This window comes from Bradyrhizobium yuanmingense (assembly GCF_025200905.1).
In the GTDB taxonomy this organism is placed as follows: Bacteria; Pseudomonadota; Alphaproteobacteria; order Rhizobiales; family Xanthobacteraceae; genus Bradyrhizobium; species Bradyrhizobium yuanmingense.
The window spans coordinates 102,590-116,004 of sequence record NZ_CP104173.1 but is presented as its reverse complement, the minus strand read 5'-3'; the positions used below and the strand labels follow the sequence as shown (position 1 = coordinate 116,004).

At 65.5% G+C, this 13,415-nt stretch carries 12 protein-coding genes; 6 read left to right on the top strand and 6 right to left on the bottom strand.

Annotation, left to right across the window (positions count from 1 at the left end; genetic code table 11):
- Positions 1-83 precede the first annotated feature (83 nt).
- Positions 84-1,901, top strand: a complete 1,818-nt coding sequence (gene ligD, locus N2605_RS00510) for a DNA ligase D (RefSeq protein ID WP_225186802.1) — start codon at positions 84-86, stop codon at positions 1,899-1,901.
- Between the two features lie 20 nt (positions 1,902-1,921).
- On the opposite strand, the gene N2605_RS00505 is transcribed toward ligD, so the two are convergent.
- The 4 genes from N2605_RS00505 to N2605_RS00490 all read right to left on the bottom strand — a co-directional run bounded on the left by N2605_RS00505 (position 1,922) and on the right by N2605_RS00490 (position 6,302).
- A complete protein-coding gene (locus tag N2605_RS00505; RefSeq protein WP_260345538.1) occupies positions 1,922-3,457 on the bottom strand; it encodes a L,D-transpeptidase family protein in 1,536 nt (511 codons plus the stop codon).
- 490 nt (positions 3,458-3,947) lie between these two features.
- Positions 3,948-4,910, bottom strand: a complete 963-nt coding sequence (locus N2605_RS00500) for an acetyl-CoA carboxylase carboxyltransferase subunit alpha (RefSeq protein ID WP_036014693.1) — start codon at positions 4,908-4,910, stop codon at positions 3,948-3,950.
- Between the two features lie 271 nt (positions 4,911-5,181).
- Positions 5,182-6,138 (bottom strand): site-specific tyrosine recombinase XerD, encoded by a 957-nt coding sequence (xerD, locus tag N2605_RS00495; protein WP_260345537.1) that lies wholly within the window; start codon positions 6,136-6,138, stop codon positions 5,182-5,184.
- Positions 6,139-6,155: 17 nt separating this feature from the next.
- Positions 6,156-6,302, bottom strand: coding sequence for a hypothetical protein (locus tag N2605_RS00490; RefSeq protein ID WP_036026218.1), 147 nt, complete (start codon positions 6,300-6,302; stop codon positions 6,156-6,158).
- 174 nt (positions 6,303-6,476) lie between these two features.
- Here N2605_RS00490 and N2605_RS00485 point away from each other — a divergent pair, with 174 nt between their 5' ends.
- The 3 genes from N2605_RS00485 to N2605_RS00475 all read left to right on the top strand — a co-directional run bounded on the left by N2605_RS00485 (position 6,477) and on the right by N2605_RS00475 (position 9,662).
- Positions 6,477-7,103 (top strand): shikimate kinase, encoded by a 627-nt coding sequence (locus N2605_RS00485; RefSeq protein ID WP_036042618.1) that lies wholly within the window; start codon positions 6,477-6,479, stop codon positions 7,101-7,103.
- Positions 7,100-8,242 (top strand): 3-dehydroquinate synthase, encoded by a 1,143-nt coding sequence (aroB, locus tag N2605_RS00480; RefSeq protein ID WP_036014703.1) that lies wholly within the window; start codon positions 7,100-7,102, stop codon positions 8,240-8,242. The genes N2605_RS00485 and aroB overlap by 4 nt, the downstream gene beginning before the upstream one ends.
- A gap of 67 nt (positions 8,243-8,309) precedes the next feature.
- Positions 8,310-9,662, top strand: coding sequence for a hemolysin family protein (locus N2605_RS00475; protein WP_036014704.1), 1,353 nt, complete (start codon positions 8,310-8,312; stop codon positions 9,660-9,662).
- A 199-nt stretch (positions 9,663-9,861) separates the two neighbouring features.
- Here N2605_RS00475 and N2605_RS00470 read toward each other — a convergent pair whose 3' ends face one another.
- Complete coding sequence (locus N2605_RS00470; RefSeq protein ID WP_050995968.1) at positions 9,862-10,131, bottom strand: BolA family protein; 270 nt, start codon at positions 10,129-10,131, stop codon at positions 9,862-9,864.
- Between the two features lie 127 nt (positions 10,132-10,258).
- Here N2605_RS00470 and N2605_RS00465 point away from each other — a divergent pair, with 127 nt between their 5' ends.
- A complete protein-coding gene (locus tag N2605_RS00465) occupies positions 10,259-10,888 on the top strand; it encodes a J domain-containing protein (RefSeq protein WP_260345535.1) in 630 nt (209 codons plus the stop codon).
- 112 nt (positions 10,889-11,000) lie between these two features.
- Here the strand turns inward: N2605_RS00465 and N2605_RS00460 are convergent, their stop codons facing one another.
- A complete protein-coding gene (locus N2605_RS00460) occupies positions 11,001-12,095 on the bottom strand; it encodes a citrate synthase/methylcitrate synthase (RefSeq protein ID WP_036014712.1) in 1,095 nt (364 codons plus the stop codon).
- 76 nt (positions 12,096-12,171) lie between these two features.
- Between N2605_RS00460 and N2605_RS00455 the strand changes: the two genes are divergently transcribed.
- Entirely contained in the window at positions 12,172-13,392 is a 1,221-nt protein-coding gene (locus N2605_RS00455) for a citrate synthase family protein (RefSeq protein WP_260345534.1), read from the top strand.
- Positions 13,393-13,415: the final 23 nt, after the last annotated feature.

The window sequence follows — 13,415 nt, the reverse complement described above, 5'->3', positions numbered from 1 at the left end:
TTCGGGTTGTTCAAGAGCTTCGCGGCATTCCATCGATTTTATTTCAGATCGGAACGAATCTGTCGGGCCGCGTTGAATCCCGCATGTGTGCCGTTGCGTTGCGTCAGTCGGGACTATCGCGCCTAGCCGGCGCGCGGAAGATTCCGATTCCATCATACATCGTGCCATGCGATCCCACGCTACGCGAGAACCCGCCGCAAGGCAGCGGCTGGGTGTTCGAGATAAAAGCCGACGGCTATCGCGCGCAACTTCACCTGCAGGCGGGCGCGGCGACGGTCTATTCGCGCGCCGGATACGATTGGACCGAGCAGTTCTCGTCAATTGCAGCCGGCGCGCGAATGCTCAGAGCCGGGAGTGCGATCATTGATGGCGAGGCCGTTGTCTACGGCAGTAATGGCCGGCCGGACTTCCAGCAGCTGCGGCGCGAGCTCGGCGCCAAGCAGAGCCGCCGCATTCGCTATCACGCGTTCGATCTATTGTATCTTGACGGATACGATTTGCGCGGCGTCGGCTTTGTCGAGCGCAAGCAGCTGCTGCAGCGGCTCCTGAAAGAAGCGCCCGAGACTTTCATCTACGTCGAGCACGTCGAAGCCGACGGCGAGCAAATCCTTCGCCATGCTTGCAGGCTTGGCCTCGAAGGGCTGCTCGCCAAGCGCGCGGACGCTCCTTATCGCTCCGGACGGCAGGAAGCCTGGCTCAAGCTGAAATGCAAGAAGAGCGAGACGTTTCCGATCGTCGCATTCGTCGAAAAGCTGGGCGCGTACCCGCGCAAGGTGGCTTCGCTTTACGTCGGGCATCACGAGGATGGGCGCCTGCTTTATGCCGGCAAGGTCCGCACCGGATACACCGAGGCGACCGCGCGTGAATTGCGTGAACGGCTTGACCCACTGATCCGGCGCGATTCTCCGCTCGATCTGCCGGTAAAGAAGCCCAAGGCTACATGGGTTGAGCCCGTGGTGAATGCCGAGGTGGAATATGGCGCCCTGACCGACGATGGCCTGCTGCGTGAAGCCGTATTCAAGGGCCTGCGCGACGATCTTGCGCCGCGGAAGGTCAGGGCGCCCCGGTTGGTGCCTTCATCGGTCAGACGGCCGAAGCTCGGCGTTCCCAAAGAGAATATCCTGCAGCTGCTGCCCGATGCGATCGTGCCGTCCAAGGAAGAGCTCGCGCGTTACTGGAAGCGCGTCTGGAAGAAGGCGCTGCTGCATCTAGGACATCGACCGCTCAAGCTGGTGCGGCACGTGCACGGCACGACGTTCTATCACAAGGGGCCGCTGCCGAAGGACATTCCGCAAGCGGTGCACCAGCTACGCATCCGAAAGCGCGAAGGCGGCGAAGGCACGCGGCTTTGGGTGGACAGCCTTGACGGTTTCCTGGGACTCGTCGAGATCGGCGCAGTCGAATTGCATCCCTGGAATTCGACTGTTGAGGATTTCGAGCACGCCGATCGCATCGTGATCGACCTTGATCCCGGCGAGGGCGTCGAATGGGATGCTGTGATCGAGACCGCCCTGGAACTTCGCGCGCTAATGAGCCGTGAGGGGTTTGCGACTTGGCCCAAGTTGACCGGTGGCCAGGGCATTCATCTGACGGCGCCGCTTGAGGTGGCAATGCTGCACGATCAGGCGCATCGCGTGGCGCGCAGTCTCGTGGCCGATTTCGCATTGCGTCGGCCCGACCGCTACGTCCTCGCGGCCCAGGCCAGGCGCAGCGGCCGCATTTTTCTCGACTATTTGCGCAACGGCCGCGGTACCACCGCGATCGGCACCTTCTCGCCGCGGGCACGCGAGAACTTTCCCATTGCTGCACAGGTGACATGGAAGCGGATCGAAAGCGGCATAGTGCCCGACGCGTTCACGATTCACAGTCCCTACCGTGCGGTGCGGAGGAAAGAGCGATAATTGCGCGCTCGGGCGCTAGCCTACTTCACCGCCGAGAAGCGGCTGTCGAACGAGTTCGACTGCACCACCGGCGCGGCGCCTGATATCATCGGGGTGCTATCGCCCGCGCCGTCGCTCACCGATGGCTTCAGCGCCGGACGCGTTGCGGCAAGGCGGGTATCGGGCTTCGGCGGCTCGGCCGGCTTGGCGGCTGCTACGGCCGGCTTCGGCGTATCCTTCGCCGCCTCCTTGACTGAATCCTTGGACTTGTCATGTCCCGGCACGAAGCGGGTCACGGCGGCCTTGAGTCGCGAGGCGGCCGTGGCCGGCGTCGTGGACGTCTGGGCGGCCGAGGCCACGGACGCGGTGGCTTGCGGCGCAGGCGTCGCGGTCGCGGTGGTGTCGGCGGTGCCGAGCCCCATCTTGCGGCCGAGATTGGAGAAGAAGCCGCCGCTTTCAGATTTCGCAGCGGGCGACGCCGCGGCAACGCGGGTGCTCGCGGCAGGCGCGCTGACGGCGACCACCGGCTCTTCCCGCGGCGCCGGCGCACTTGCCACCGCATCGAGGTTCGGCTTGGGCGGGTTGACGTGGCCGGGGATCGTGCCCGGCGCCTTCGCCATGGCCAGCATCTGCAGCGTGGTGCCTTCGGCACTCTCGGACAGGCCGGTCGAGCCTTCCGGAATTTTGGCGGCGAACACCTTGTGCATGCCGCCGTCAATGCCGGTGTTCATCCGCGCCACCGGCGTGCCCTTGGCGACGAGCCTTGCATATTCCGTCTCGTCCTTGGCCTGCTTCTCGCGGACCGCGCTGGCGATCTCTTCGGGGATCACATAGGCCGGACATCTGGCGGAGGCGTCGAACACCAGATCGCGCTTGGCGTCCGCCGGCTTGGCGGCGTCGAACACGTATCTCTTCTCGCAGAAATCGACCTTCGGCTCCTGCCGCGTCACCTCGAAATGATCATAGCCTTCTTTGATCATCTTCCAGAACGGCATGTTCGGATTGTTCCGGTGCCTGGCCATGTTCACCGGCGTCATCTTGAACGGATAGGCCTGCAGCTGGAACGCCTTCTGGCCGCCGAAGAAGGACTCGCGGCCGAGCGAATAAATCTCCGCGATCTGCTCGTCCGTCATCGCGTAGCAGCCGCGCGAGGAACAATCGCCGTGCACCATCAGCTGCGAGCCGGTGCGGCCCAGCGCCTTGTCGAACGCGTTCGGGTAGCCGGTGTTGAACGAGAGGTAATAGGACGATTGCGGATTCATCTGGCTCGGATTGATCGAGTAGAATCCCTCCGGCGCCTGGCGGTCGCCTTCGCGCACCTTGGGGCCGAGATCGCCCGACCAGCGGCAGATCGGATAGGTCTTGAGCAGCGCGAACTGGCCCGAGCGGGTCTGCTTCCAGACCTCGAGCTCGGCCTCCTGCTTGAACAGGCGGACCAGGATCGGCGATTGCAGGTCCATGTCCTTCTCGGCCATCGCGGCGATCAGCTTCGGCGGCACCGGCTGATTGGCCTTGGCGTTGGTCGCAAGCGAGACCTGATCGGTGTTGCAGCCGGCGAGCAGACCGCCGGCCGTCATCAGCGCAACCGAAACCAAGAGCGCGCGAGCAAGCGAACGAGAAATCAAGATGGACCCCACACCGTGCCGGGCATTGAAGCGCGAACCCCAATTATTCCGAAGCGCAATCCGACCGGTAAACCGACCCGCCGAGACGGGCCCGGTCAGACCCCGCTCCAGCGCTTATGCCCTGAAGCCATTGATTAAAATTCTAACCTCTGGGTCATGTGGTCGCAACCCGAGCGGGGATCACGAGGGCGTTGGCCCAGTGGCATGGTCAACGAAGACTAAATGGACGCGACTTGGGACGGAACTTGGGCTTTCGGGCCGAGGGGACTCAGATCGCCGATTTGGGCAAAAAAAGGGTTAAGGCGGGGTTACCGGGGGCTGCTCGAAAGGCCTGGTAGGGTGGGCAAAGGCGCGAAGCGCCGTGCCCACGAGCCGTTCGTACAGCCGGGATTGGTGGGCACGCTTCGCTTTGCCCACCCTACGAGAGCGGAATCGAGGCGAATCAGCCCAGTTTGCGGCCGATATCGAGGAATTTCTGCCGCCGCTGCTTGCGGATGGCATCCCCATCAAAGTTCCGGAGCTCGTCGAACGCCTTGGCGATGGCCTCGCCCGTGGTGGCGATCATGGCGGCGGGGTCGCGGTGGGCGCCGCCGACCGGCTCCTTCAGGATGGCGTCGATGACGCCGAAGCGGAGCATGTCCTGGGCGGTGATCTTCATGTTGTTGGCGGCTTCCTGCGCCTTGGTGCCGTCGCGCCAGAGAATGGAGGACGCCGCCTCCGGCGAGATCACGCTGTAGATCGCGTGCTCGAGCATCAAGACCTTGTTGGCGGTGGTGATTGCGATGGCGCCGCCCGACATGCCCTCGCCAGTGATGATCGCGACGTTGGGCACGGTCAGCGCCAGGCACGCATCGGTCGAGCGCGCGATGGCTTCCGCCTGGCCGCGCTCCTCGGCGCCGATGCCGGGATAGGCGCCGGCCGAATCGGCGAGCGACAGCACCGGCAGGCCGAACCGCTCGGCCATCTCCATCAGCCGCACGCATTTGCGATACCCTTCCGGCCGCGCCATGCCGAAATTGTGCCGGATGCGGCTCTCGGTGGAATCGCCCTTTTCCTGGCCCATCACGCAGATCGGCTCACCGCGGAAGCGGCCGAAGCCGGCGACCAGCGCCTCGTCCTCGCCGAACTTGCGGTCGCCGGCGAGCGGGGTGAATTCGGTGATCAGGCCCTTGATGAAGTCGTTGAAATGCGGCCGCTGCGGATGCCGCGCCACAAGCGTCTTCTGCCACGGCGTCAGGTTCGCATAGAGGTCGGCCAGCGCCTGCGCCGCCTTGTCCTCGATCCGCCCGACCTCGTCGCTGATGTCGGTGCCGGTGGCGGCGAGCGCGCGCAATTCGTCGACCTTGGAGTCGAGCTCGGCGACGGGCTTTTCGAAGTCGAGATAGCTGCGCATCTGGTCTAGCATCAACTCAATATAGGGGGACGGGGCGCGAGAAGCGAAGCAAGTTGGGGCGGCGGAAAGAAGTGTAGCGTCTTCAATGGTTTGGCTTGTGTGCTGGTGCAGTCGGCCAAATCAGCCGTGAGGCCCCGGCTCTTTCCGCGGAGATGTGGCCGAAGTCAAGGCGGTTTCACCCTTTACCCGTAGCCCGGATGGAGCGCAGCGCAATCCGGGAAGGTCTGGCCGCGAGGAGGCGGCCCCGGATTACGCGTCGCTCCATCCGGGCTACCAGCAGCAACTACTTCTCCGCCAGCGGGTGCAGGTCGCGCACCAAGCTCTTCAGCCGCTCCTCGACCACATGGGTATAGATCTGGGTGGTCGAGATGTCGGTGTGACCGAGCAGGGTCTGCACGATGCGCAGGTCCGCGCCGTTGTGCAGCAGATGGCTGGCAAAGGCGTGGCGCAGCACGTGCGGGGAGACCAGGCGGGCCTGCAAGCCGGACGCAACCGCGAGCTCCTTGAGGTCGCGGGCAAAATGCTGGCGCGTCAGATGTCCGCTCTCGCCGAACGAGGGGAACAGCCATTTCGACGCGGCCACGCTGTTCTTCCTGTCGGCCTTTGCCGCTTCCGTGGCGGCGAGATAGTCCGCCATCGCCTGCCGCGAGGCGTCGTTGAGCGGTACCAGCCGTTCCTTGTTGCCCTTGCCGCGCACCACGATCATGCGGGCGTCGCGCTTGGCCGCCGAGCGCGGCAGCGCCACCAGCTCGGAGACGCGCAGGCCCGTGGCGTAGAGCACCTCGAGCAGGCAATAGAGCCGCAAGGCACGCAGCCGTTTCGACCGCGAGGCATCTTCCGCCTCGCTCAATTCCCGGGCGCGGCGGAGCATGCGGTCGACGTCGGCGATCGACAACACTTTCGGCAGGCCGCGGCCGCGCTTCGGACCTGACAGGATCGCGGCGGGATCGTCACCGCGGATGCGCTCGTTCAGCAGGAAACGGTAGAGGTGCCGCATCGCGGACAGCCGGCGGGCCACACTGGTGGATTTGAAGCCGCGGGTGTCGAGATCGACGAGATAGTCGCGCAGCGTCTGGGTCTCGGCATCCACGAATGTATGGCCGACGCGGCCCAGAAATTCCGAGAAATCGCTGAGGTCGCGGCGGTAGGCATCGAGCGTGTTGGGGCCGGCGCCCTGTTCCGCGGCGAGCATGTCGAGGAACAGGCCGATGAGCCTGGTGTCTGAGGGTTTGGCGGGCATGCCCGGGAGGCTAGCTCCTATTTCTTGAGAAACTTGTCCGGCGGGATCGTCACCGTCATTTCCCGCGGCTTCGGGTTGACGAAGTTCGCCAGCGCGAAGACCACGCCATAGACGATACCGCCGATCACGGCGACGACCGTCAGGAAGCGGAACAGGCTCGGCATCGTTCTGGGGTCTCGGGTCGGGGCGCGGCAGCCAAATTAACCAATGAAATCATCCAACATGTTCGCCGTTTCGTGGCAAGAGTCCTCTGGCGAGGGCCCCCATGGGGTCGTATAGGTGGCCAAAGCCATGCCGCATCTGGCGGCAGTTCGAGCGAGATCCAGTCGAGCGAGACGATGTCCGACGCCGCGTTGCCGCTTCCTGCTTCGCCCGAGGCCGACATCCTGTCGGCGCTCGGGGCGCGCTCGATCGTGCTCGTCGGCATGATGGGGGTGGGCAAATCCACCATCGGCCGCCGCCTCGCGGCCCGGCTCAGGCTGCCCTTCATCGATGCCGACACCGAAATCGAGGTGGCCCATGCCGGCATGACCATCCCGGAGATCTTTGCGGCCCATGGCGAGCCCTATTTCCGCGACGGCGAGGCCCGTGTGATCGCGCGGCTGCTCGAGGGCGGGCCGATCGTGCTGGCGACCGGTGGCGGCGCTTTCATGCGCGAGGAGACGCGCGCACGCATCGCGGCGAAGGCCATCTCGATCTGGCTGAGGGCGGACCATGACGTCATCATGCGCCGCGTGCGGCGCCGTGCCGACCGTCCGCTGCTTCAGACCGCCGATCCCGAAGGAACCGTGACGCGCCTTCTCGCCCAGCGCGAGCCGATCTATGCCAATGCCGACCTCACCATCGCCTCGCGCGACGTGCCGCACGACAGAATCGTCGAGGAATGCATCGAGGCGCTGCACGCCCGTCTCTGCGGCGGAGAGCCAGCCCAACCGCCTGCCGACATTGCGAGTGCGTCAAGATGACTGCGCCGTTGAAACATTCCGATCCCATCAAGGTCGACGTCGCACTCGGTGACCGCGCCTATGACATCGTCATCGGCCGCGGCGTGCTGGCCTCGCTCGGCGAGCGTGTCGCCGCTCTGCGTCCCGGCGTGCGCACGGCCATCGTGACCGACCGCACCGTCGCGAAATACTGGCTCGAGCCCACTGAGGCGTCGCTCGCAGCCAGCGGTATTCCGACCTCGCGCATCGTCGTCGAGGAAGGCGAGATCTCGAAAACCTATGCCGGGCTCGAAAAGGTCAGCGAGGCCCTGATCGCAGCGAAGATCGAGCGCAACGATCTCGTCATCGCGCTCGGCGGCGGCGTGGTCGGCGATCTCGCCGGCTTTGCCGCGGCGATCCTGCGCCGCGGCGTCGATTTCGTGCAGGTGCCGACCTCGCTTCTCGCGCAGGTCGATTCCAGCGTCGGCGGCAAGACCGGCATCAACTCGCCGCAGGGCAAGAATCTGCTCGGGGCCTTCCACCAGCCGGTGCTCGTCATCGCCGACACCGCCGTGCTCGACACGCTGTCGCCGCGCCAGTTCCGGGCCGGCTATGCCGAGGTCGCCAAATACGGCGTGCTGGGCGACGAGGCCTTCTTCAGCTGGCTGGAGAAGAACCATGCCGACATCTCGAGGGGCGGATCGGCCCGCGAGCATGCGATCGCGACCTCCTGCCGGGCTAAGGCCGCAATCGTCGCGCGCGACGAGCGCGAGACCGGCGAGCGCGCGCTGCTCAATCTCGGCCACACCTTCGGCCACGCGCTGGAGGCTGTGACCGGCTTCTCCGACCGCCTGTTCCACGGCGAGGGCGTCGCCATCGGCATGACGCTGGCAGCGCAGTTCTCCGCGAAGCTCGGCATGATCGGCGAGCGTGAGGCGGCGCGCATCGAGCGCCACCTGATCGAGGCAGGCCTGCCGACGCGCCTGCAGGACATCGCCGGCTTTGCGCAGGAAGGGCTCGCCGATGCCGACGCGCTGATGGCGCTGATGGCGCAGGACAAGAAGGTCAAGCGCGGCAAGCTCACCTTCATCCTACTGGAGGCCGTGGGCCGCGCGGTGATCGCAAAGGACGTCGAGCCGGCGCCGGTGCGCGACTTCCTGAAAGAGAAGCTCGCGCAGTGATAACGGGACCGTTCAGATCGGCCGCCCGCGAAACGGCGGGGAACGCCGGGGCGGTCGCGAGGCAAACATGAGTTCGATCTCGATCAATCTGCTGCTTGCGGCCCTCCTGCTCGCCGCCAACGCGTTTTACGTGGCGGCGGAATTTGCGCTGGTGAAGAGCCGCGGCTTCCGCGTCAAGGCCATGGTCGAGCAGAACCGCTTCGGCGCGCGCCTGCTGCAGACGATGATGGGGAACATCGAATCCTATCTCGCCTGCTGCCAGCTCGGCATCACCATGGCCTCGCTCGGTCTCGGCTGGATCGGTGAGCCGACGGTGTCTGCGCTGCTGAGCCCCGTCCTCAGCCCGCTCGGAATGTCGGAGGCCACGCTGCACTTCACCTCGTTCGTGGCGGGTTTTCTGGTCTTCTCTTCGCTGCACATCGTCATCGGCGAGCAGGTGCCGAAGACGCTTGCGATCAGGGAGCCGATGCCAGTGTCGCAGTGGATTGCCTATCCGCTGCATTTTTCCTACCTCCTGTTCTACCCGCTGAGCTGGTGCCTCAACACGGCGTCGAGCGCGATCCTCCGTCTGATGGGTGTGCAGGAGTTCTCGCAACACGAAATCCTGACGGATTCGGAGATCGAGGGCCTGGTCGAGGAATCGGCCGTGCACGGCAAGATCGAGAGCGGCGAGGCCGAGTACATTCACAACGTCTTCCGTCTCGGCGAGCTGACGGTGTCTGACGTGATGGTCCACCGCACGGCCATGGTGATGATCAACGCCGACCTGCCGCCGGAGGAGCTGGTGCGGGAGGTGCTGGCCACCGAATACACCCGCATTCCGCTGTGGCGGGACAAGTCGGAGAACATCATCGGCATTCTGCACGCCAAGGATCTGTTGCGCGCGATCCGCGCATCGGAGGGCGACACGTCGCGCATCGACGTCACCACCATCATGCTGCCGCCCTGGTTCGTGCCGGAGATGCGGCCGATATCCCAGCAGCTCAAGGCGTTCCGCCGCCGCAAGACCCATTTCGCACTCGTCGTCGACGAGTATGGTGAGGTCGAAGGCCTCGTGACGCTGGAAGACATTCTGGAGGAGATCGTCGGCGACATCTCCGACGAGCATGACGTGGTGGTCGCCGGCGTGCGCCGTCAGCCGGACGGCTCCGTCGTGGTCGACGGGTCGGTGCCGATCCGCGACCTCAACCGCGCCATGGACTGGCATCTGCCCGATGAAGAGGCAACCACGGTCGCCGGTCTCGTCATTCACGAGGCGCGCTCGATCCCCGACCGCGGCCAGAGCTTCACCTTCCACGGTTTCCGCTTCCGCGTCCTCCGCCGCGAGCGCAACCGCATCACCGCGCTCCGTATTTCACCGGTGACGCGCGAGGCCGAGCTCGAAGAGGCAAAGCCGAGACGGGCCGGGACGTCGTTCTAATTTTTCCCTTACCCTCCCCTGGAGGGGTCCGGGACGAGCGTAGCTCGCCCGTGGGTCGCTACGCATGAAGAGCAGCGCAATGCGTAGCGGGGGGGGTGACGGTCTTCCCACATCCAACAGTACCCGAGTGGAGAGATCACCCCACCCCGCTCGCGCTGCGCGCGATCGACCCTCCCCCTCCAGGGCAGGGTCAGAGAATTCAACCTTCCCCCGGCGCCTGCGCATTGATCGCCAGCGCGTGCACGCTGCCGGCGAGTTCCGCGGCGAGCGCTGAATTTATCATGCGATGACGGTCGATCCGGCTCTTCCCTTTGAAGGCGGCAGACACGATATACACACGGAAGTGCGTCTCGCCGCCTGCTCGGTGGCCGGCGTGGCCCTCATGCAAATGTGACTCGTCGACGACTTGCAGGCTTTCCGGCGTGAAAGCTTCCTGCAACTTGTTGCTGATAGTGTCTTTCATAGCCATGTGTGCCATTAAGGTGCGCGCTCGCATCCCGTCAATACCCGGACGTCCAAGCTCGTCGCGACCGGGTGCTCAGCGAATTGCAATGTCAAGACTTGAAGGTTTTTGCATTGCGTAGTCAAAGTCAGCCATGCCGATCGATTCATCAAAATTCTTCGACTCCATCCGCGTGAAGCCGCGGGGCAAGCAGCCGGAAGTGAAGCCGCGCGACACCGCGGTCAATTGCGAATGGGCGGGCTGCGCCAACAAGGGCTCGCACCGGGCGCCGAAGGGCCGCGAGAACCAGCGCGAGTACTGGCACTTCTGCCTCGACCACGTGCGCGAGTACAACCAGAACTACAATTTCTTTTCCGGCATGAATGCCGAAGCCGTCGCGCGCTATCAGAAGGATGCGCTGACCGGTCACCGTCCGACCTGGAAGATGGGCGCCAATGGCGGCAAGAAGGGCGCGGAAGAGATCGACATGGCGGCCGATCCTTTCAGCATGTTCAGCGAGATCAACGACCGCGCCAGCTGGCGCAAGGGCCCCGAAGCGGAGCCCAAGGCCGAGACGCGCAAAGTGATGAACGCCGAGCGCAAGGCGCTTCAGGTCATGGGCCTCGGCCCCAGCGCGACGCTTGCCGACGTCAAGACCAAGTACAAGGCGCTGGTGAAGCAGCACCACCCCGACGCCAATGGCGGCGACCGCTCGACCGAGGACCGCCTGATCGAGATCATCAAGGCGTATAATTATCTGAAGACGGTCGTGCGCGAGGCGTAGGGGCCTCCCCGCTTTCGTAGCCCGGATGGAGCGCAAGCGTAATCCGGGACCTTTCTCTCACAATGACGACTTTCCCCGGATTACGCTTCGCTCCATCCGGGCTACGCATTCCCTACGCCTGCGGCATCGCCCCGACATATGACGAGCTCGGCCTGATCAACCGCCCCGTCCGCTGCTGCTCGCGGGCATGCGCGGTCCAGCCCGCGCTGCGCGCGATCGCGAAGATCGGCGTGAACGCCTGCCGCGGAATCGCCAGCGCATCGAGCAGGATCGCGGTGAAGAACTCGACGTTCGTCTCCAGCGGCCGCTCCGGATTCTTCTTGCGCAAGGCGCTGCGGATATAAGCCTCGACCTCGCCGGCAAACGGCAAATCGGTGCCATTGGACGCAAGCGCCTCGACCGCGGTCTTGAGCACGTCGGCGCGCGGATCGCGGACGCGATAGACGCGGTGACCGAAACCCATCATGCGCTCGCCGCGCGCCAGCGCCGCGTCGACCCAGGACTGAATGCGCTCGCGCGAGCCGATCGCGTCCAGCATTTCCAGCACCGGCTCCGGCGCGCCGCCATGCAGCGGACCGGTCAGCGCGCAATAGCCGGCGGTGACGGCCGCGAACAGGTCGGCCTGCGTCGAGGCCACCACGCGCGCGGCGAAGGTCGATGCGTTCATGCCGTGGTCGCTGGCGGTGACGAGATAGGCGTCGAGCGCCGTGACCTCGCGCGTTGCAGGCGAACGGCCGTGCAACATGCGCAGCGTGTCGGCGGCATGGCTCACGGTGGGATCGGGCGCGACCGGCTCGAGCCCCTTGGCGCGCCGGACCAGCGCGCCCGCGATCACCGGAAACGCGCCGACGATCGTCGCCTCGTGCTCCAGCCCGTGCTCGGCGCGAAGTCCGGCGACGGCGGCACGAAACCCGTCGATGATGCCCATGCCGCGCGTCGCCGGCAGCAGGTCCGGCAGCCGCGCGAAGGCGCGCTCGCGCGCCACGCCCAGGTTTGAGCGCACATTGGCTTCGGTGAGGGTGGTCTTGCTGGCGCCATTCCAGAGCCGGGCGGTAACGCCTTCGAAGCTCGAGATGGCGGCGAGCCGCCCGACGTGCTCCCCGGCGATGATGAGCTCGCCGCGCTCGCCGTCGACATGGCTCAGCACGGTCTCGGCCGCGGGAACGCCGTCCAGCCCGATCTGGCTTTTGGTGAGGTGGATGTTCATGACCCAAATCTCCTGTTCACGGAGAACAAGGTCAGGCCTCTCGACACATTGATCAATCTTGATTACATAAATCAATATGAAAAATTCTGATGAGCTGTACCTCTCCGCTCGGGAAGCCGCCGCCGAGCTCGCGATCTCTCCGGCCACCCTCTACGCCTATGTCAGCCGCGGCCTGATCCGCTCCGAGCCGACGCCGGACTCGCGAAAGAACCGCTATCGCGCCGAGGACGTTCGGGCGCTGAAGGAGCGCCGTGTGCCGTCGCCGGAGCCACGCGGCCTGCGCAGCTTCGATGCCGATCTGCCGGTGATGGACACGGAGATCTCGACCATCACCGAGGAGGGCGCCATCTATCGCGGCGTCAATTGCGTCGATCTTTCCGAGAGTGACACGCTGGAGCACGCCGCGACGCTGCTGTGGGATGTCGCCGACGTCGATCCGTTTGCCCCCGACAATCAACCGGAACTCTCCGAGGAAATGCGCGTGATCGCGAAGGCCGCGCGCCGGGCCGCACCGATCGACCGCGCCATCGCCGTGCTCGCACTGGCCGCCAGCGTCGATCCCCGCGCCTTCACCCGGGCACCCGATGGCCGCGCTATGGTCGGCGCGCGCATCGTCCGCCTGCTGGTTGCGACCATGCTCAATGCGGACGCCTCGGCCGAGCCGCTGCATCAGCAGGTCGCGCGCGCCTGGGCGGCGGACAACAAGCACGCGCCCGACCTGATCCGCCGCGCGCTGGTACTGCTCGCCGATCACGAGCTGAACGCGTCGACCTTCACCGCGCGCTGCGCTGCCTCGACCGGCCTCAACCTTTATGACTCCGTCATCGCCGGGCTCGCCGCGTTGAAAGGGCCGAAGCATGGCGGCGCCGGCGTCCTGGCCTCACAGCTCGTCAAGACGCTGGTCGACCGCGACGTCGAGCCTGTCGTGCGCGAGCGTGTCGCCCTCGGTGAACGCTTTGCCGGCTTTGGCCACGGCGTCTACAAGCACGGCGACCCCCGCGCGCAGTCGCTGCTGAACGCGCTGTCGCGCTCCGGTGCGCCGCGCAAATTCACCAGGGAAGTGCCAGAGCGGATCGCGGAGGCCACCGGCGAGTTCGTCAATATCGACTACGCGCTCGCCGTGCTGGTCCACGCACTGCGCCTGCCCGCCGGCAGCGAGCTGGCGCTGTTCGCGATGGCCCGTAGCGTCGGCTGGATCGCGCATGCCAGCGAGCAATTGCAGTTCGGCAAGCTGATCCGGCCGAGGGCAAGATATGTGGGTCCTGCACCGGGACGCAGGGCGGGTTCTGCCGGTTAGAACCTCCGGGAGTGCGGCACTCT